We start from the raw sequence: 20,560 nt of genomic DNA, 5'->3' as shown, positions 1-20,560 counted from the left end.
ACCCTGATGTCCCTCTGGTCTTAAACGCCGCAGAGTTGGTTACAATAGCGGCGTCCCCCTATTACGAGGCAGTCAGCAGTATGGAACAGTTCGAAGCGATCAACGTTGAGCAGGCGTACACCCGCTGGAAAGAGGGCAGCGCCGCCCTGGTCGACATCCGCGATCCGCAAAGTTTTGAAGCCGGGCATACGCCGGGCGCCTTTCACCTCACCAACGCCACCCTGTCGGCCTTTATGCAGCAAAACGACTTCGAGCGGCCGGTGATGGTGATGTGCTACCACGGCAACAGCAGCCGCAGCGCGGCGCAGTACCTGCTGCACCAGGGGTTCGACGCGGTCTACAGCATCGACGGCGGTTTCGAGGCCTGGGCCCGCCAGTATCCGCAAGACGTGGAAACCTCTGCCTGATCCCCGCCGCCCGCTGCGCGTCGGCGGGCTTCCCCTTCGTTTTTATGCGCGTTTTCGCGGGTTTTTCGCAGATCCGTTTGCCAGCGCTCAGGATTTCGACGTTATAATCGGCCGTCAGGGTCGCCGGCGAGCAAGCCGCGGCCAAAATCATTCACTTACGACGGAAGAGCAATGGTTAGAGTAATCGCCATATCCAACCCGCGCCTGGCGCTGGCCTTTGTCGACTATATGGCGACCCAGGGCATCCGGCTTGAGCTGCGCAACAGCGGCGAGGCGGCGGAAATCTGGCTGGCCGACGACGGTCACCTCGAGCAGGTGCAACACGAGCTGCAGCAGTTTCTGGCCGATCCGCTCAACCGCCGTTATCAGGCCGCCAGCTGGCAGACCGGCCATACCGACGCCGGCCTGCATTATCAGAGCGAATCCTACCTGCATACCCTGCGCAGCAAGGCCGGTCCGCTGACGCTCGGCGTGATGGTGCTGTGCATCGCAGTCTATATTCTGATGCAGGCGCTCGGCGACGATACCGTGATGTATTGGCTCTCCTGGCCGCAGGACAGCAGCCAATACACCCAGCTGTGGCGCTGGATCAGCCATGCGTTCCTGCATTTCTCCCTGCTGCATATCCTGTTTAACCTGATGTGGTGGTGGTATCTCGGCGGCCAGATGGAAAAACGCCTCGGCGCCGGCAAGCTGTTCGTGCTGGCGGTGGTGTCGGCCTTCTTCAGCGGCTGGGCGCAATCGCTGTTCAGCGGCGCGCTGTTTGGCGGGCTGTCGGGCGTGGTCTATGCGCTGATGGGCTATGTGTGGCTGTCGGGCGAACGGGCGCCGGAGCGCGGCCTGATGCTGCCGCGCGGCCTGATGGTGTTCTCGGTGTTGTGGCTGGTGGCCGGATATTTCGATATTTTAGGAATGTCGATCGCCAACGCGGCACACATAGCCGGTTTAGTGTTAGGGTTATTGATGGCATTTTGGGATACGCGTCATCGCGCACACAACGAACAATAACAGCCGAGAGCTATGTCCAGCGGGCATAGCGGGCGTTTTAGGGGATTATCGTGAAGCAAACACAGCGTCATGACGCAATTATCGAGCTGGTGCGCCTGCAGGGTTACGTCAGCACGGAAGAGCTGGTCGAACATTTTGACGTCAGCCCGCAAACGATTCGCCGCGATTTGAATGACCTGGCCGACCAGAACAAGATCCAGCGTCACCACGGCGGCGCGGCGCTGCCTTCCAGCTCGGTCAACGCTGCCTATAACGATCGCAAGGTGATGTGGTCGGAAGAGAAGGCCCGCATCGCGCAGCGCGTCGCCAGCCAGATCCCGGACGGCGCCACGCTGTTCATCGATATCGGCACCACGCCGGAAGCGGTGGCCCATGCGCTGATGAACCACAAGAACCTGCGCGTGGTCACCAACAACCTTAACGTCGCCACCCTGTTGACCGCCAAGGAAGACTTCCGCCTGATCCTGGCCGGCGGCGAAGTGCGCACACGCGACGGCGGCATCATGGGCGAAGCCACCCTGGACTTCATCTCCCAATTCCGTCTCGATTACGGCATTCTCGGCATCAGCGGCATCGATATGGACGGCTCGCTGCTCGAATTCGACTATCACGAAGTGCGCACCAAACGCGCGATTATCGAAAATTCCCGCTGCGTGATGCTGGTCACCGACCATTCCAAATTCGGCCGCAACGCCATGGTCAACCTGGGCAACATGAACCTGATCGACTACCTGTTTACCGACCAACTGCCGCCGCCGAGCGTGATGAAAATCATCGAACAGTACGACGTGCAGCTGGAGTTGTGCTGATTCGGCCTTAACCTGCGGGGCGCGCCGCCGTCCCGTTTCATACCTTCAGGCTCCCCTCATCGACAGCCGTTTGCGCGCCCGCGCCATATCCATACTGCTTGTGTGACTATCATCACCAAACTGTTACCTCTATCACGCCTAAATGTTTTTGTTTGGTTAACTCTTGGCTTGCCTGTTGGTTTTTGATTACAATCATGAGCGAAAACGAACACGAAAGAGCTATTTCGAACATCTGGAGGAAGATGACGTGGAAACCAAAGACTTGATCGTTATCGGTGGCGGCATCAACGGTGCCGGCATCGCGGCGGATGCTGCCGGGCGCGGGCTGTCGGTACTGCTACTGGAAGCGCAAGACTTGGCCTGTGCTACGTCTTCCGCCAGTTCCAAACTGATCCACGGTGGCCTGCGCTACCTGGAACACTACGAATTCCGTCTGGTGAGCGAAGCGCTGGCCGAACGTGAAGTGCTGCTGAAGCTGGCGCCGCACATCGCGTTCCCGATGCGTTTCCGCCTGCCGCACCAGCCGCACCTGCGTCCGGCCTGGATGATCCGTATCGGCCTGTTCCTGTACGATCACCTGGGCAAACGCACCAGCCTGCCGGGCAGCAAGGGTTTGCGCTTTGGACCAGAGTCGGTGCTGAAGCCCGAATTGAAGCGCGGTTTCGAATATTCCGACTGCTGGGTCGACGATGCTCGCCTGGTGGTGCTGAACGCGCAGGAAGTGGAAAAACGCGGCGGCGAAGTGCGCACCCGCACCAAAGTGACCCGCGCATGGCGTGAAAACGGCCTGTGGATGGTGGAAGCGGTCGATATCGACAGCGGCAAAACCTTCACCTGGCGCGCCAAAGGCCTGGTGAACGCCACCGGCCCGTGGGTGAAAAACTTCTTCGACGACGGCCTGAAGCTCAAATCGCCTTACGGCATCCGCCTGATCAAAGGCAGCCACATCGTGGTGCCGCGCGTGCACGATCAGCCGCAGTCTTACATTCTGCAGAACGAAGACCACCGCATCGTGTTCGTGATCCCGTGGAATGACGAGTTCTCCATCATCGGCACCACCGACGTGGAGTACAAAGGCGATCCGAAAGACGTGAAGATCGACGAGAACGAAATCGCTTATCTGCTGAAAGTGTACAACGATCACTTCAAGAAGCAGCTGGGCCGCGACGACATCGTCTGGACTTACTCCGGCGTGCGTCCGCTGTGCGACGACGAATCCGATTCACCGCAGGCGATCACCCGCGATTACACGCTGGACGTGCACGATGAGCAGGGCAAAGCGCCGCTGCTGTCGGTCTTCGGCGGCAAGCTGACCACCTACCGCAAGCTGGCCGAACATGCGATGGAAAAACTGGCCCACTACTACCCAGGCTGCGGCCCGGCGTGGACCAAAAACGCCACGCTGCCGGGCGGTGACATCGACGGCGATCGCGATGGCTACGCGGCCAAACTGCGCCGTGCGCACGGCTGGCTGCCGGAAGCCCTGGCGCGCCGCTATGCCCGCACCTACGGCAGCCAGAGCGAGCTGATCTTGGCCGGCGCCAACGGCCTCGCCGATCTGGGCGAAGATTTCGGCCACGGTCTGTATGAAGCCGAGCTGCGTTACCTGACCGAGAAAGAGTGGGTCGTAGAGCTGGACGACGCCATCTGGCGCCGCACCAAGCTGGGCATGTGGCTGGACGAGGCGCAGCAGGCGCGAGTGAAAGCCTGGCTGGCGGAACACGCGAAAACGAAAGCGCTGTCTCTGGCTTCCTGAGCTGCAGCGTAACGACAAAGGGCCGGTTATCCGGCCCTTTGCTTTTTTCCTCTCCCGCTTTACAGCTTCACCGGCTTAATGTGCCAAATTTCATCCGCGTATTCCTGAATGGTGCGATCGGATGAGAAGTAGCCCATATTGGCGATATTCAGCACCGCGCGCCGCGTCCACTCGTCCTGATTGAGATACACCTCGTCCACCTTGTCCTGCGTGTCCACATAGCTGCGGTAATCCGCCAACAGCTGATAGTGATCGCCGAGGTTGACCAGCGAGTCGAACAAATTGCCATAGCGTTTCGGCTCTTCCGGGCTGAACACCCCGGTGGCGATCTGCGTCAGCGCCTGATGCAGCTCCGGGTCTTGCTCATAGTACTGGCGCGGGTTGTAACCGTTGCGGCGCAGTTCCTCAACCTGCTCGGCGGTATTGCCGAAAATAAAGATATTCTCCTCCCCCACGTGCTCGCGCATCTCGACGTTGGCGCCGTCCAGCGTGCCGATGGTCAGCGCGCCGTTCAGCGCGAACTTCATGTTGCTGGTGCCCGAGGCCTCGGTGCCTGCCAGCGAGATCTGTTCCGACAGATCCGCCGCCGGGATAATGATCTGCGCCAGGCTGACGCCGTAGTTCGGAATGAACACCACCTTCAGTTGGGTATGCACGCGCGGATCGTTGTTGATCACTTTGGCCACGTCGTTGATCAGACGGATGATCTGCTTGGCGGCATAGTAGGCAGAGGCCGCCTTGCCGGCGAAGATCACCACCCGCGGCACGCGCTCGATGTCAGGGTCAGCCAGCAAACGGTTATACAGCGTGATGACGTGCAGCACGTTGAGCAGTTGCCGTTTGTACTCGTGGATACGCTTGATTTGCACATCGAACAACGCATCCGGGTTGACCACCACGTTGAGCGTTTTGGCGATATACAGCGCTAGCCGCTCCTTGTTCTGCCGTTTGGCGCGCTGCACCGCCTGCAGGAAGCTCGGGTAATCGACGTTGGCTTTGATCTCGCTCAGTTGGCTGAGATCGGTGCGCCAGGTTTGGCCGATGCAGTCGTCCAGCACCGCCGCCAGCGGCGGGTTGGCCAGCGCCAGCCAACGGCGCGGCGTCACCCCGTTGGTTTTGTTGCAGAAACGAGTCGGGAACAGCCGGGCGAAGTCGGCGAACAGCGACTGCACCATCAGTTCGGAATGCAGGGCGGAAACGCCGTTGACCTTGTGGCTGGCCACCACCGCCAGCCACGCCATGCGCACCCGGCGGCCGTTGGTTTCGTCGATGATCGAGACCCGCGCCAGCAGGTCGTTGTCGTCCGGCGCCACTTCCTGCACCATCTTGAGGAAGTGATCGTTGATTTCGAAAATCAGCTGCAGATGGCGCGGCAAGATGCGGCCTATCATGTCCAGCGGCCAGGTCTCCAGCGCCTCGCTCATCAGCGTGTGGTTGGTGTAAGAGAACACCTGCTCCACCACTTCCCAGGCGTCGAGCCACTTGAATTTGTGCTCGTCGATCAGCCGGTGCATCAGCTCGGGGATCGACAATACCGGGTGGGTGTCGTTGAGGTGAATGGCGATCTTGTCCGCCAGGTTGTCGAAGGTTTTGTGCATCAGCCAATGGCGGTTGAGAATATCCTGCACCGTGGCCGACACCAGGAAATACTCCTGCCGCAGCCGCAGCTCGCGCCCGGAGGAGGTCGAATCGTCCGGATAGAGCACGCGCGACACGTTCTCCGAGTGGTTTTTGTCTTCCACCGCCGCGAAGTAATCGCCCTGGTTGAACTTGCCGAGGTTGATCTCATTACTGGCCTGCGCGCCCCACAACCGCAGCGTATTGGTGGCGTCGGTGTCAAAACCGGGGATCACCTGATCGTAGGCGATGGCCACGACCTCTTCGGTCTCCAGCCAGCGCGCCTTGGCCCCCTCCTGCTGCACGCGGCCGCCGAAGCGCACCTTGTAGCGGGTGTTATGGCGCGGAAACTCCCACGGATTGCCGTACTCCAGCCAGTAGTCCGGCGACTCCATCTGTTGGCCGTTGACGATGTTCTGCTTGAACATGCCGTATTCATAGCGAATGCCGTAGCCGCGCCCCGGCAGCGCCAGCGTCGCCAGCGAGTCGAGGAAACAGGCCGCCAGCCGGCCCAGGCCGCCGTTACCAAGCCCGGGGTCGTTTTCTTCCTCCAGCAGCTCCGCCAGGTTCAGCCCCATCTCGTTCAGCGCGTTGTCGATGTCCTGATAGATGCCCATCGACAGCAGCGCGTTTGACAGGGTGCGGCCGATCAGGAACTCCATCGACAGGTAATACACCTGCCGCACGTCTTGAGACAGCTGGGCGCGGTTGGAACGCAGCCAGCGCTCCACCATGCGATCGCGCACCGCGAACAGCACGGCGTTCAGCCAATCGTGCCGGTTGGCGATGGCCGGATCCTTGCCGACGATAAACATCAGCTTATAGGCGATGGAGTGTTTCAGCGCTTCCACACTGACCGTAGGTGAGGTGTAACTAAACGGTGAAGTCATGGCTTTTTAATCCCTTGTGGGGAGCCCCGCCATTCGCCGCGGAATAGCGGGCTCCGCTGAACATGGACGCGGCACGCCGCGCCCCGACAATCTACCCTTACGGCTGCCCGCCGCGCGTCAACCCGAGACGCGAAACGCGGGCTACAAGCGTTGATAAAGCGATAAATACTCTTTCGCCGCCACCGGCCAGCCGAAGTCCACGCTCATGGCGTGGCGCTGAACGTGGCGCCAGTGTTTCGGCCGGCTCCACAGCACCATGGCGCGGCGGATGGCGTTGCCCAGCGCGACGGCGTCGCAATCGTCGAACACGAATCCGCTGGCGGTGCCGTCGGCCAGGTTCTCCAGCGCGCAGTCCACCACCGTGTCCGCCAGCCCGCCGGTGCGGCGCACCAGCGGCAGCGTGCCGTACTTCAGACCGTAGAGCTGCGTCAGACCGCAGGGCTCGAAGCGGCTCGGCACCAGAATAACGTCGGCGCCGCCGATGATGCGGTGGGAGAAGGATTCGTGATAACCGATCTGCACGCCGACCTGTTCAGGGTAGTCGGCGGCGGCGGCCAGAAACGCCTGTTGCAGCACCGCATCGCCGGCGCCCAGCAGCGCCAGCTGCCCGCCCTGCGCCAGCAGTTCAGGCAACGCCTGCAGCACCAGATCCAGGCCTTTTTGGCTGGTCAATCGGCTCACCACCGCGAACACCGGCAGCGATTCGTCCACCTTCAGCCCCATGGCCTTTTGCAGATGCAGCTTGTTTTTGACCTTGCTTTTCAGATCGTCGGCGTCATAGCGGGCGCTCAGCCGCGGGTCGTGGGCCGGATCCCAAATCTTGTCGTCCACCCCGTTGAGGATGCCGCTCAGCCTGCCCTGCCGCTGCCGCTCCTGTAGCAGCCCCTCCATGCCGTAGCCGAACTCCGGCCGGGTGATCTCGCGCGCATAGGTCGGGCTGACGGCGGTCACGTGGTCGGCATAAAACAGCCCGGCCTTGAGGAACGACATCTGGCCGTAGAACTCCAGGCCATAGACGTTGTAAAACGACGCCGGTAGCCACAGTTCGGTCACGTGATGGGCGGAAAACAGCCCTTGATAGGCCAGGTTATGCACCGTGAACACCGAACGCGCCGGGTGGCCGTTGGCGGCCAGATAGGCGCAGCTAAGACCGGCGTGCCAGTCGTGGGCATGCACCAACTGCGGCCGCCAGTAGCGATCCAGCCCCTTGGCCAGCTCGCAGGCCATCCAGCCCAGCAGCGCAAAGCGGCGGTGGTTGTCGGGGTAGGCGTACATAGACTGATCGTGGTACGGGCTGCCCGGCCGGTCATACAGCCAGGGCGCATCGATGAGATAGATGCCCACGCCATGGTAGGTGCCGTAACGCAGGCCAACCCGGCCGGCGAACGAGTCGATTTCCGCCACCAGCACGGTGTCGGGTATGCCGTTGCGTACGTCAGGGAAAGCGGGCAATAGCACCCGAACATCGGCGCCTTCGGCGATTTGCGCCGCCGGCAGCGCGCCAACCACGTCTGCGAGTCCGCCCGTTTTCAGCAGGGGGAACATTTCAGAACATACGTGTAAGACCTGCATTATCACTCCTGAAAGTCGGCCGAAGGCCTCTGGATAAGAAATAAAGCAGGCTTGCCGCTGTTATGTGTGCCGCGTTGCGCAAGCCATCGAACCGTTCATCGGGCGGCAGGCTATCGTTCTGCCCCCACGTTAACTCACAATTTTGACAACATTTCGCGCGTCACCAGCACGATGCCGCCTTCCGAGCGATAGAAACGCTTGCTGTCCTCATCGGCGTTTTCCCCGATCACCATGCCCTCCGGAATATGGCAGGCGCGGTCGATGATGCAGCGCCGCAGGCGGCAGGAACGGCCGACGTTCACGTCCGGCAACAATACGGTAGAGTCGATGGTGCAGAACGAGTTCACTCGCACGCGCGGGAACAGCACCGAATGCACCACCACCGACCCGGACACGATGCAACCGCCGGACACCAGCGAGTTCATGGTCATGCCATGGCTGCCGGAGCGATCCTGCACAAACTTGGCCGGCGGCAGCGGTTCCATGTGGGTGCGGATCGGCCAGGCGCGGTCGTACATGTCCAGCTCCGGCGTCACCGACGCCAGATCGAGATTGGCGCGCCAATAGGCGTCCAACGTGCCCACATCGCGCCAGTACGGCGGCAGATCGGGATTGGACGTCACGCAGGACAAGGTAAACGGATGCGCCCACGCCGCCTGCTGCGCGGTGATTTTCGGGATCAGATCCTTGCCGAAATCGTGGCTGGAGCCGGGGGTCGACATATCCTCTTGCAGCAGCTGGAACAGGTAGGCGGCATTAAAAATATAGATGCCCATGCTGGCCAGCGACATATCCGGGTTGCCCGGCATCGCCGGCGGATCGGCGGGCTTTTCCAGAAACTCGATGATACGGTCGCTTTCATCCACCTTCATCACGCCGAATTCGCCGGCTTCGCTGCGCGGCACCGGCAGGCAGGCCACGGTGCACTGAGCGCCCTTCTCGACGTGATCGATCAGCATGCGTGAATAATCCATCTTGTAGATGTGATCGCCCGCCAGGATCACCACGTATTCGGCCTCGTAGCGGCGGATGATATCCAGGTTCTGGTACACCGCGTCGGCGGTGCCCTTGTACCAATGCTCGGTGCTGAGGCGCTGCTGGGCCGGCAGCAGATCGACGAACTCGTTCATTTCCTCGTTGAGGAACGACCAGCCGCGTTGAATGTGCTGCACCAGCGTGTGCGACTGGTATTGGGTGATCACGCCGATGCGGCGGATGCCGGAGTTCAGGCAGTTCGACAAGGCGAAATCGATGATGCGGAATTTGCCGCCAAAGTGGACGGCGGGCTTGGCGCGGGTGGAGGTCAAATCTTTCAAACGTGAGCCGCGGCCGCCGGCCAGGATCAGCGCTACGGATTTAATCGGCAACTGGCGCGCCAACATCAGGGGGTCTTTATTTTCAAACCTAACCATAGCGGACTCCTTTTATTATTTCCGTACCAGTACGCAAAGCGAGCGCGCGGCCTGGTGCCAGGCGGGCAATACCGCCCGTGAGTCTTCCTGAGTGAAGGGAGCGACAACCTGCCAATCGCCTTCCGGCAATCTCATCTCCGTCGTTTGCGGCGTGGCGTTGACCAGCAACAGCCAGCGCTGCGACAGCAGGATCTGCATGAGCGGCTCGCCCCGCTCCCACTGCTGCGCGTCGAGCGGCTGGCCTTGCGCGTTCAGCCACTGCACGCTGCCGTCGTCCTGCTGCCACCAGCGGTCCTGCTGCAGTGCGGGGATCTGGCGGCGCAGCGCGATCAGCGCCGCGACGTAATCGGTCAGCGCATCGTCCGCCGTGGCCCAATCGAGCCAGGTGGTGGCGTTGTCCTGACAATAGGCATTGTTGTTCCCCTGCTGGCTGTGTCCCTGTTCATCGCCGGCCAGCAGCATCGGCGTACCCTGGGACAGCAACAGCGTGGCGAGCATCGCCCGCTGGCTGGCCCTGCGGCGTTGCACAATGGCGTCGTCGGCGACCAGGCCTTCGACGCCGTGGTTGTTGCTGAAATTGCGATCGCTGCCGTCGCGGTTGCCCTCGCCGTTCGGCTGATTGTGTTTCTCGTTGAAGCTGACCACGTCCTGCAGGGTAAACCCGTCATGGGCGGTCAGCATGTTGACGGTGGCGTAAGGCGCCCGCCCGCGCTGGTTGTACAGATCGCTGGAGGCGGCAAAACGCTGGGCGAACTGGCCGAGCGACACGCCGCTCTGCAGCCAGAAACGGCGCATGTCGTCGCGGTAATGATCGTTCCATTCGGCGAAGCGGCCGGGAAATGCCCCCACCTGATAGCCGCCGGGGCCAATGTCCCAGGGTTCGGCGATCAGCTTGCAGCGCGACAGCAGATCGTCCGCCAGCATCGCCTGGAACAGCGGCGCATCGCGATCGAACCCCGGCGTGCGACCGAGCACGCTGCCCAGATCGAAGCGGAAGCCGTCGACGTGGCACTCCCGCACCCAAAAATGCAGGCAATCCATCACCCAGGCCACGCCCTGCGGCTGATCCAACCGCAGCGTGTTGCCGCAGCCGGTGTCGTTGACGTAGTCCCCTTCGGGCGTCAGCCAGTAGTAGCTCAGGTTATCGATGCCGCTCAGCGACAGCATCGGCCCGTCCCTGTCCAGCTCGGCGCTGTGGTTGAACACCACGTCAAGGATCACCTCGATGCCGGCTTGGTGCAGCGCCTTGACCGCATCGCGGAATTCGTTCAGCGGCGTGGCATCGGTGCTCAGGCTGGCGTAGCGGTTGTCCGGCGCATAGGGCGCCAGCACGTTATAGCCCCAATAGTTGATCAGCCCCAACCGCTGCAGGCGCGGTTCGGAGGTATGTTGCTGCACCGGCAACAGTTCCAGCGCGGTGATGCCGAGGCGTTTGAAGTGGGCGATCATCGCCGGGTGCCCCAATGCGGCGAAGCTGCCGCGCAGCGCCGGTGGGATCTGCGGGTGCAGCAGCGTCAGACCGCGCACGTGCGCTTCGTAAATCACCGTCTGCCCCCAGGGCGTGGCGGGCGGGCGATCGTCCTGCCAGTCGTACCGTTCGTCCACCACCACGCACTTCGGCATCAGCTCCGCGCTGTCGTGCGGGTCCGGCTGCTCGTAACCGCCGTGCAGGTGCGGGTGGTCCGCCACCGGCCCTTCCACCGCGCGCGCGGCCGGATCGAGCGCCAGTTTGTTGGGGTTAAAACGCTGCCCGTTCGCCGGGTCAAACGGGCCGTAGACCCGGTAACCGTAACGTTGCCCCGGCCTGCCGCCCGGTAAGTAGCCATGCCAGATATCGCCGCTGCGCGCCGGCAGCGGCAGGCGCACTTCGCGCTGCTGGCCGTCGAACAGGCACAACTCCACCCGCTCGGCATGCGCCGAGTACAGGGTAAAGTTGATGCCTTCGCCGTCGTACTGCGCGCCCAGCGGCGCGGCGAGGCCGGCTGTCAGCTCCGTCATGGCGCCTCCCGCAGCAGATAAATGGTCGCCAGCGGCGGCAACGTTACGCAGATGGAGAAGTCACGGCCGTGGCTGCCGACCGCTTCGGAAGAAACCCGCCCCTGATTGCCGGCATTGCTGCCGTGATAGTGGTGCGAATCGGTATTGAGGATCTCGCGGTAGTCACCGGCGCGCGAGAGGCCGATGCGGTAGCGGTAGCGCGGCACCGGGGTAAAGTTGCTGATGGCGATCAACTCATTGCCCTGCGAATCGTAGCGCGCGAAGGCGAACACCGAGTTGTCGTGATCGTCGACCACCAGCCATTCGAAGCCGTCCGGGCGGTAGTCGCGCTCGTACAGCGGCGCCTGCTGCCGGTAGCAGTGGTTCAGATCGCGCACCAGCCGCTGCACGCCGTTATGCCAGTTATCCAGCCCTTCCAGTAAATGCCAGTCAAGGCTGGTATCGAAATTCCACTCGCGCCCTTGCGCGAATTCGCAGCCCATAAACAGCAGCTTCTTGCCCGGATGCGCCCACATAAAGCCGTAATAGGCGCGCAGGTTGGCGAATTTCTGCCAGGCGTCGCCCGGCATACGGTCGAGGACCGATTTTTTGCCGTGCACCACTTCATCGTGCGAGATAGGCAACACGAAGTTCTCGGTATAGGCGTACAGCATGCCGAAGGTCATCTGGTTGTGGTGATACTTACGGTGCACCGGATCGCACTTCATGTAATTGAGCGTGTCGTGCATCCAGCCGAGGTTCCATTTGTAGTGGAACCCAAGGCCGTTGGCGTCCGGCGGCAGGGTGACGCCGGGATAGTCGGTGGATTCCTCCGCCAGCGTCACCGCGCCCGGCTGCGCCTGGCCGATAGTCTGGTTGGTATAACGCAGGAAGGCGATGGCCTCCAGATTCTCGTTGCCGCCGTAGTAATTCGGCACCCACTCGCCGTCGGCACGGCTGTAGTCGCGATAGATCATCGACGCCACCGCATCGACCCGCAGCGCGTCGATGCCGAAGCGCTCCAGCCAATACAGCGCGTTGCCCGCCAGGTAGTTGCGCACCTCGTGGCGACCGTAGTTGTAAATCAGCGTATTCCAGTCCTGATGGTAGCCCTCGCGCGGATCGGCGTATTCGTACAGCGCAGTGCCATCGAAATTCGCCAGGCCGTAGGCGTCGCTGGGGAAGTGCCCCGGCACCCAGTCGAGGATCACGTTGATGCCCGCCTCATGCGCCGCCGCCACAAACGCCCTGAAGTCGGCCGGCGTGCCGAAGCGCCGGGTCGGCGCATACAGCCCCAGCGGCTGGTAGCCCCAGCTGCCGTCGAACGGGTGCTCGTTGACCGGCAGCAGCTCGATATGGGTGAATCCCATGTCCTTCACATAGTCGATCAGCTGCACCGCCAGTTCACCGTAGCTGAGCCAAAAGTGGTTATCGGTGTGGCGGCGCCATGAGCCGAGATGCACCTCGTAGATGGCGATCGGCTGGTCAAAATCGTTGGCGCGGCGGCGCGCCGGCGTCGACGGCACCACCTCCGGCAGCGGCGCCACCAGCGAGGCGGTATCCGGGCGCATCTGCGCCTCGAAGGCGTAAGGATCGGCTTTCAGCTGGGTATTGCCGTAGCAATCGACGATTTCATATTTGTACAGCTGGCCGGCCCGCACGCCAGGCAGGAACAGCTCCCAGATGCCGTTTTCACGCCGCAAACGCATCGGATGGCGGCGGCCGTCCCAGAAGTTGAACTCCCCCACCACCGAGACGCGCTGGGCGTTGGGCGCCCAGACCGCAAAACTGACGCCGTCGATGTCATCCAGCGTAACAAGATGGGCGCCCAGCCGTTCATAGGGACGCAAATGCGTGCCCTCGGCCAATAGCCAACTGTCGATATCCTGCAGCAGCGGGCCAAACCGGTAGGGATCGTCGACGATCTGTTGATGATCGCGCCAGCTGACCTGCAGCTGATAGCGGAAAGGATTTTTTCGCCGCGGCACCACGGCGCTGAAGAAACCGCGCGGATCGTCGCAGTTCAGCTGCACCAGTCGCCGGCCGGTTTGCTGTTCCACCAGCCAGACTGCGCCGGCGTCCGGCAGCAGCGCGCGCACTTGCAGACCGTTATCGGTCGCATGCATGCCAAGCAGAGCAAAGGGATCGGCGTAATGGCCGGAGATGATCTGATCAATCACGTCACGATCGGGAAGTACAGGCATAGTCTTCTTCCTTAGATTAACAGCATGATCTAAGCACGGCTTGTTGGTTATTCCTTGGCCGTTTTGGTCATCATGCAATGCATTCGGACTCTAAAGCGTGATTGCGGTCGGTTATTGACCAATCTTTACTCTGCCGACCTGAATTTCGCTCTTTATGCTTATTTTTTGAAATATTTCAGTCATGGTGAAAAAGTGTTCACCCCTGCGTTAAGCATAGCCAATGTCTGTTAAAAACTGCTCGGCATTGGTGAGGAAAATTCTTCATTAAGAAAACTGCCAGCCTGGCGGCGTTTGCATGCAGTGACTGACGAGGAGATAGGCGGGATCCCGCCCATTGAAACGAGGCTTGCGATGACGTTGCCCGACGCGGTGCGCGGCGAACAAAAAAGCGGAAAATAAGGCGTTAGGGGGCTGAATGCGCTCAGCCCCCAGGAAGTATGGGTTTACAGCAGGATGCGCAGCATGCGGCGCAGCGGCTCAGCCGCGCCCCACAGCAGCTGGTCGCCCACGGTGAACGCCGATAGATACTCCGGCCCCATATTCAGCTTGCGCAGACGGCCGACCGGCGTATTCAGCGTGCCGGTCACCGCCGCCGGCGTCAGTTCGCGCATGGTCAGTTCGCGGTCGTTCGGGATCACGCGCACCCAGTCGTTGTGCGTCGCCAGCATCTGCTCGATTTCCGGCAGCGACACGTCTTTTTTCAGCTTCAGGGTGAACGCCTGGCTGTGGCAGCGCAGCGCGCCGACGCGCACGCACAGACCGTCGACCGGGATCACGCTGCCGGTATTCAGAATCTTGTTGGTTTCCGCCTGACCCTTCCACTCTTCACGGCTCTGGCCGTTGTCGAGCTGCTTGTCGATCCACGGGATCAGGCTGCCGGCCAGCGGGACGCCGAAGTTATCGGTCGGCAGTTTGCCGCTGCGCGTGGCTTCGGTCACCTTGCGCTCGATATCCAGGATGGCGGAAGCCGGATCCTGCAGCTCTTTCGCCACGTCGGCATGCAGCATGCCCATTTGGGTCAGCAGTTCGCGCATGTGGCGCGCGCCGCCGCCGGAGGCCGCCTGGTAGGTGGCGACCGACGCCCACTCCACCAGATCGTTGGCGAACAGGCCGCCGAGCGACATCAGCATCAGGCTGACGGTGCAGTTGCCGCCGACGAAGGTTTTGATGCCTTTGTCCAGGCCCTGCTGAATCACCGCGTGGTTGACCGGATCCAGGATGATGATGGCGTCGTCCTGCATGCGCAGCGACGAGGCCGCGTCGATCCAGTAACCCTGCCAACCGCTGGCGCGCAGCTTAGGATAAACTTCGTTGGTATAATCGCCGCCCTGACAGGTAATAATGATATCGAGCGCGCTCAGCGCGTCGATGTCATACGCATCCTGCAGCGTGCCCTGCTGGCCGCCGAAGGCCGGCGCGGCGGAACCGTGCTGCGAGGTGGAGAAAAAGACCGGGCGAATGGCGTCGAAATCGCGCTCTTCCGTCATGCGTTGCATGAGAACCGAGCCGACCATTCCGCGCCAACCGATGAAACCAACGTTTTTCATAATATCTGTGTCCCGCCCGGATAAGGGCTTATGTAGGTGATAACGAGTTGTGTGCAATATCTCCTCACCTTACAAAATGTCGGCGCGGGCGCAAAGTGAATTTATTCGATGGCTGAGGATTTCTCAGCAATCCTTCTTATATACCCGTCGTCTTTCAAACTGCAGCGTTGTTACCTGCACGTAGTTACGTGGCCCATCCGTGGGCCACGCCCCAAGGGGCCGCTGCGAGCAGCGTTCAAATCTGCTCCCGGCAGATTTGTCATACCCTGGTCACTTACTTGAGTAAGCTCCTGGGGATGCGATCGCTGGGCGCCTAGCTGCAATTTGAAATCCATAGGGGATAGGCAAGGACGCGGCCGGAAAGGCCGAGGCGTTTTCCCGATCACGAGGTCACCATGACAGAGATGATTTCCGCTACGGTATTGCTGTTTTTAATTATGGATCCGCTGGGCAACCTGCCGATTTTCATGTCGGTACTCAAGCACCTGGAACCGCGCCGCCGCCGCGTGGTGTTGATTCGCGAACTGCTGATCGCCCTGCTGCTGATGCTGATCTTTCTGTTCGCCGGCGAGAAAATTCTGGCGTTCCTCAACCTGCGCACCGAAACCGTCTCCATTTCCGGCGGCATCATCCTGTTTCTGATCGCCATCAAGATGATTTTCCCCTCGCAGGAGGGAAACAGCTCCGGGCTGTCCGCCGGCGAGGAGCCGTTCCTGGTGCCGCTGGCGATCCCGCTGGTGGCCGGGCCGTCGATTCTGGCTGCATTGATGCTGCTGTCGCACCAATACCCGCATCAGTTGCCCCATCTGGTGGCGGCGCTGCTGATCGCCTGGGGTCTCTCTGCGGCCATTTTGCTGATGTCGAACCTGTTCCTGCGCCTGCTGGGCAGCAAAGGCGTCAGCGCGCTGGAGCGGTTGATGGGGCTGATTCTGGTGATGCTGTCGACCCAGATGTTCCTGGATGGCGTGCGGGCTTACATGAAGCTGTAGGCGCCTGACGGCGCCGACAACGGCCCGCGCTCAGCGGGCGGTAACGCGGCGAATATAGGCGAGCGTATCGGCGACCACGCCGTCCAGCGGCTGGTTGATGTCAATCGCTTGCACATCCGGCTCCTGCTCGCCCGGCTCTTCCAACGTGGCGAACTGCGAAACCAGCATCTGCGGTTTGAAGAAGTGACCTTTGCGCTGCTTCAGGCGCTCCTCGATCACCGCCTTATCGCCTTTCAGGTAGAGGAAATGCAGGTTGCTATTTCCTTCGCGCAGGCGGTCGCGATAGCTTTTCTTCAGCGCCGAGCAGACCAGCAGCGACACGGGATTGGTGCGTTGCATGGCGAAGATGGCGTCGTTCAAGGCCGCCAGCCACGGGGCGCGATCGTTGTCGTCCAGCGCGTGCCCGGCAGCCATTTTGTTGATGTTGGCGCGCGGATGCAGATAATCGCCGTCCAGCATGGCGGCCTCGGCCTCGTGGGCGACAGTGCTGGCTACGGCGGATTTGCCGCTGCCGGATACGCCCATCAGAATAAATACGTGATTCTGCGGATTACTCATTGTGTCATGCCCCTATGGGAACTGGCGCGAGCGCGCCAAATGCGTCCCAACTGATAAAGATACTCTGGAACGCCGACGCCCCGCAGGGCGCCGGATAAAGATTATACGACCGTCGCCAGCAGCAGACAGCCCACCAGGCCGCACACCGAGATGATGGTTTCCAGCACCGACCAGGATTTGATGGTTTCCATGATGCTCAGGTTGAAATACTCCTTGAACAGCCAGAAGCCCGGATCGTTGACGTGCGAGAAGATGACGCTGCCGGAGCCGACCGCAATCACCATCAGCTCAGGGCTGACGCCGGTGGTGGCGATCAGCGGCGCGACGATGCCGCCGGCGGTGATCGCCGCCACAGTGGCGGAACCCAGCGCCAGACGCAGCGCGGCGGCGATCGACCAGGCCATCAGAATCGGCGAAACGTTGCTGCCTTCCATCAGGCCGGCGATGTACTGCTCGACGCCGCTGTCCACCAGCACCTGCTTGAAGGCGCCGCCGCCGCCGATGATCAACAGCATCATGGCGATGATTTTAATCGAATCGGTGATGGTGCCCATCACTTCATCCATGGTGCGCCCGCGGTTCAGGCCGAAGGTGAAGATGGCGATCAGCACGGCGATCAGGGTCGCCATCACCGGGTCGCCGAAGAACTCGGCGAAGCGCAGCAGGCTGTGGCCCTTCGGCAGCACCATTTCAGCGACCGCGCGCAACGCCATCAGGATCACCGGCACCAGCGACGTGGCAACGCTGACGCCAAAGCTCGGCATCTCCGCGTCGGTAAAGGTTTTCGGGTTGTACAGGCCTTCCGGCACCGGCTTGTCAATGCCTTTCAGGAAGCGGGCATAGACCGGGCCGGCCAGGATCACCGTCGGGATCGCCAGCAGCGTGCCGTACAGCAGGGTTTTACCCATGTCGGCATGGAAGATGGTGGCGATGGCGGTCGGGCCTGGGTGCGGCGGCAGGAAGCCGTGAGTCACCGACAGCGCGGCGGCCATCGGCACGCCGACGTAAAGCAGCGGAATGCGCGCGGAGGCGGCGATGGTGAACACCAGCGGCAGCAACAGCACGAAGCCCACTTCGTAGAACAGCGCGAAGCCGACGGTGAAACCGGTCAGCACCACCGCCCATTGAATGTGTTTTCTGCCGAACTTGTCGATCAGCGTGGTGGCGATGCGCTGTGCGCCGCCGCAGTCCGCCAGCAGCTTGCCGAGCATGGCGCCGAAGCCCATGATCAGCGCCAGGCTGCCCAGCGTGCCGCCCACGCCGGCCTTGATGGAGCCGATGACCTTATCGACCGGCATACCCTGTGCAATCCCGACCGCCAGGGCAACCAGAACCAGAGAGATAAAGCCGTTCAGCTTGAAGCGGATCATCATCAGCAGCAGCAGCGCTACGCCGCCTGCAACAATCACTAATGGCATAGTTTTTCTCCAACCTTTTATCGCGACTCTCTTTACGATAGGCGTAAAGCGTGCGGTTGTTTTATTTTTAGGCTCTTTCCCGGTGTTTAAGAAGAGCTGTAGGTGTTGTTGAGTCAGAGGTTCAGTCTTGCAGCAAGATGACCGCGCACTCGTTGTTACCGGTATCATGATACCGGTAACAACGAGTGCGCCGGAACCGGGTAACCGGCTAAAATTCGCGTTCTGGGACAGAGATCAAACTTATGTCGGCAACGAGCTGCGGGCTTACAGGCGGGATAACCAGCGCGCCTCAGGGCGCGCTGCAAAAAGAAAGGGTGTTAAAACAGAACGTTAAAATGGCTCAGATACTGCCGCCGGGGATCACGGTGAAACCGACGTCCACCATGCGCGGGCACACCGTTTCGCCGCGCAGCCGGGCCAGCAAGCGCTCTGCGCCGATCTGCCCCATGCGTTCACGCGGCGTCAGCACGCTGGCCAGCTTCGGCACCATCACCTGGCCGATGTCATGGCCGTGGAAGCCAGCGATCGCCATCTCCTGCGGGATCGACAGCCCCTGCCGCTGGCATTCGAAGGCCGCGCCGATCGCCAGGTCATCGTTGGTGCAGAAGATACTGTCGATCTGCGGATAGTCACGCTGCGCCTGGCGCAACAGCTCCCCGCCGGCGGAATAAGAGGAAGAACGCGCGGTCATGATGCTGTACGGCTCCAGGCCGGATTCACGCATCGCCTGCTCATACCCCTGCTGCTTGATAATAGTACGCTCATCCTGGCGAGCGCCGAAATAGACTACGTGACGGTGGCCGTGCGCGATGATCTGCTGGGTCATCTGGCGCGCCGCCTCGAAGTTGTTGAAGCCCACCGCCAGATCGATGCACGGCGAGACGCAGTCCATCAGTTCCACCACCGGAATGCCCGCCACCTCGATCATCTTCAGGGTGCGCGGCGTATGGTGGCGCTCGGACAGGATCAGGCCGTCGATATTGTAAGAAAGCAGCGAAGTCAGACGCTCTTCTTCACGCTCCGGCAGGTAACCATAGTGCGCCAGCATGGTCTGGTAGTTGTGCGCGTCGGTGACGCTTTCGATGCCGCGCAGCACTTCGGCGAACACCTGGTTGGTCAGCGACGGCAACAGCACGCCAATCGCCCGGCTGGTGGCGTTGGAGAGGATGTCCGGCGCGCGGTTGGGGATGTAGCCCAGCTCATCCAGCGCGACGGCGATTTTTTGCTGCAGGGCGGCGGAAACCTGGTCGGGATTGCGCAGATAACGGCTCACCGTCATCTTGGTCACGCCCACCTTGTCCGCCACATCCTGGAGTACCGGCCGTTTTTTCTTCATTATCAATGAACTGACTAACCGTGAATGGGCAGCCATTTTAGCAAAAAAAACGGCGGGCCGATATTGTCGGTTATGCGACGGCCAACGCAAAAAGGGCTCACGCCGTGAGCCCTTGAAATTTACCGCTTAATCACACCGGCGGCAGATCGAACAGCAGGATTTCGCTCTCTTCGTCGGCTTGAATGGTCAGCGCCGATTCATCCCACACCGCGAACGCGTCACTGATGCCGGCGGTCTGGCCGTTGACCGAGACCTTGCCGCGCACCACCTGGATCCAAACGCGGCGGCCGGCGGCGATCGGGCATTCCCCCTGCTCGCCTTTATTCAGCGCCCAACGCGACAGCGTCATATCCTGGAACACCTTCAGCGAACCGTCGCGCGCATCCGGCGACAGCACCAGCTGACGGCCCTGCGGCGCATCAAACATGCGCTGCTCGTAGCGCGGCTCCAGCCCGACCTGATCCGGAATGATCCAAATCTGGTACAGGTGCAACGGGCGATCCTGATTGGCATTGTACTCGGAGTGACGCACCCCGGTGCCCGCGCTCATGATCTGGAATTCGCCGGCCTGGATCTGCTCCTTGTTGCCCATGCTGTCCTGGTGTTCTACCGTGCCGCTCAGCACGTAGGTCAGGATTTCCATGTCTTTATGCGGGTGAGTACCGAAACCCTGCCCTGCGTCGATCACATCTTCGTTGATCACTCGCAGCGCCGAGAACCCCATAAAGTTCGGATCGTAATAATCGGCAAATGAGAAGGTGTGCCAGCTATCCAGCCAGCCATGATTGGCGTGGCCGCGGTCTTCCGCTTTACGTACATAAATCATTTTCAACTCTCCTCAATGTTTTTTTACAGTCTAGTCCTGCCAGCAGAATAAGAAAGCGTAAAAAACTCATGCCTCTGTTCAAAAATTTCGATGGAATGAAACAGCGAATGGGCAGCGGATTTGTTGAAAGCGGAACCGGCTGAAAAAGGGCAAAAAAAAAGCCAGCACCCGAGCTGGCTAAGTAAACACTGGAAGCAATGTGAGCAATGTCGTGCCTTCGCAGCGAGAGTATCA

Annotated in this window: 15 protein-coding genes; 5 read left to right on the top strand and 10 right to left on the bottom strand. The window is 61.1% G+C overall.

Annotation, left to right across the window (positions count from 1 at the left end; translation table 11 throughout):
- The first annotated feature begins 80 nt into the window (after positions 1-80).
- From glpE to glpD, 4 genes are all read left to right on the top strand, one after another.
- Positions 81-407, top strand: coding sequence for a thiosulfate sulfurtransferase GlpE (gene glpE / locus CRO23_RS01240; RefSeq protein WP_004930790.1), 327 nt, complete (start codon positions 81-83; stop codon positions 405-407).
- Between the two features lie 171 nt (positions 408-578).
- Positions 579-1,415, top strand: a complete 837-nt coding sequence (glpG, locus tag CRO23_RS01235) for a rhomboid family intramembrane serine protease GlpG (protein ID WP_097101255.1) — start codon at positions 579-581, stop codon at positions 1,413-1,415.
- Between the two features lie 50 nt (positions 1,416-1,465).
- Positions 1,466-2,224, top strand: a complete 759-nt coding sequence (locus tag CRO23_RS01230; protein WP_004930797.1) for a DeoR/GlpR family transcriptional regulator — start codon at positions 1,466-1,468, stop codon at positions 2,222-2,224.
- Positions 2,225-2,471: 247 nt separating this feature from the next.
- Positions 2,472-3,980 (top strand): glycerol-3-phosphate dehydrogenase, encoded by a 1,509-nt coding sequence (gene glpD / locus CRO23_RS01225; protein ID WP_004930801.1) that lies wholly within the window; start codon positions 2,472-2,474, stop codon positions 3,978-3,980.
- 59 nt (positions 3,981-4,039) lie between these two features.
- On the opposite strand, the gene glgP is transcribed toward glpD, so the two are convergent.
- The 6 genes from glgP to asd all read right to left on the bottom strand — a co-directional run bounded on the left by glgP (position 4,040) and on the right by asd (position 15,199).
- Entirely contained in the window at positions 4,040-6,487 is a 2,448-nt protein-coding gene (gene glgP, locus CRO23_RS01220) for a glycogen phosphorylase (RefSeq protein WP_004930804.1), read from the bottom strand.
- A 141-nt stretch (positions 6,488-6,628) separates the two neighbouring features.
- Positions 6,629-8,059 carry a glycogen synthase GlgA gene (glgA, locus tag CRO23_RS01215; protein WP_004930807.1) on the bottom strand — a complete coding sequence of 477 codons (1,431 nt, stop codon included), beginning with the start codon at positions 8,057-8,059 and terminating at the stop codon, positions 6,629-6,631.
- Positions 8,060-8,193: 134 nt separating this feature from the next.
- Positions 8,194-9,471 (bottom strand): glucose-1-phosphate adenylyltransferase, encoded by a 1,278-nt coding sequence (glgC, locus tag CRO23_RS01210; RefSeq protein ID WP_016930394.1) that lies wholly within the window; start codon positions 9,469-9,471, stop codon positions 8,194-8,196.
- A gap of 15 nt (positions 9,472-9,486) precedes the next feature.
- Complete coding sequence (gene glgX, locus CRO23_RS01205; RefSeq protein WP_016930395.1) at positions 9,487-11,469, bottom strand: glycogen debranching protein GlgX; 1,983 nt, start codon at positions 11,467-11,469, stop codon at positions 9,487-9,489.
- Complete coding sequence (glgB, locus tag CRO23_RS01200) at positions 11,466-13,652, bottom strand: 1,4-alpha-glucan branching protein GlgB (RefSeq protein WP_097101253.1); 2,187 nt, start codon at positions 13,650-13,652, stop codon at positions 11,466-11,468. Before glgB ends, glgX begins: the two co-directional genes overlap by 4 nt.
- 443 nt (positions 13,653-14,095) lie before the next feature.
- Positions 14,096-15,199, bottom strand: a complete 1,104-nt coding sequence (gene asd / locus CRO23_RS01195) for an aspartate-semialdehyde dehydrogenase (protein WP_016930397.1) — start codon at positions 15,197-15,199, stop codon at positions 14,096-14,098.
- 395 nt (positions 15,200-15,594) lie between these two features.
- Between asd and CRO23_RS01190 the strand changes: the two genes are divergently transcribed.
- The gene (locus CRO23_RS01190; protein ID WP_025159894.1) at positions 15,595-16,188 is read left to right on the top strand and encodes a YhgN family NAAT transporter; all 594 of its coding nucleotides are present in this window, start codon (positions 15,595-15,597) and stop codon (positions 16,186-16,188) included.
- A gap of 30 nt (positions 16,189-16,218) precedes the next feature.
- Here CRO23_RS01190 and gntK read toward each other — a convergent pair whose 3' ends face one another.
- From gntK to CRO23_RS01170, 4 genes are all read right to left on the bottom strand, one after another.
- Positions 16,219-16,746 carry a gluconokinase gene (gene gntK / locus CRO23_RS01185; protein ID WP_016930399.1) on the bottom strand — a complete coding sequence of 176 codons (528 nt, stop codon included), beginning with the start codon at positions 16,744-16,746 and terminating at the stop codon, positions 16,219-16,221.
- 101 nt (positions 16,747-16,847) lie between these two features.
- On the bottom strand, positions 16,848-18,164 hold the full coding sequence (gntT, locus tag CRO23_RS01180; RefSeq protein ID WP_097101252.1) for a gluconate transporter: 1,317 nt from the start codon (positions 18,162-18,164) through the stop codon (positions 16,848-16,850).
- A 340-nt stretch (positions 18,165-18,504) separates the two neighbouring features.
- Complete coding sequence (gntR, locus tag CRO23_RS01175) at positions 18,505-19,500, bottom strand: gluconate operon transcriptional repressor GntR (RefSeq protein ID WP_016930401.1); 996 nt, start codon at positions 19,498-19,500, stop codon at positions 18,505-18,507.
- Between the two features lie 130 nt (positions 19,501-19,630).
- Complete coding sequence (locus CRO23_RS01170; RefSeq protein WP_004930835.1) at positions 19,631-20,326, bottom strand: pirin family protein; 696 nt, start codon at positions 20,324-20,326, stop codon at positions 19,631-19,633.
- Positions 20,327-20,560 lie beyond the last annotated feature (234 nt).

It is taken from the genome of Serratia sp. JKS296, assembly GCF_900215445.1.
GTDB lineage: Bacteria > Pseudomonadota > Gammaproteobacteria > Enterobacterales > Enterobacteriaceae > Serratia > Serratia marcescens.
The sequence above is the reverse complement of the archived record's forward strand: the minus strand, read 5'-3'. Positions and strand labels throughout refer to the sequence as shown.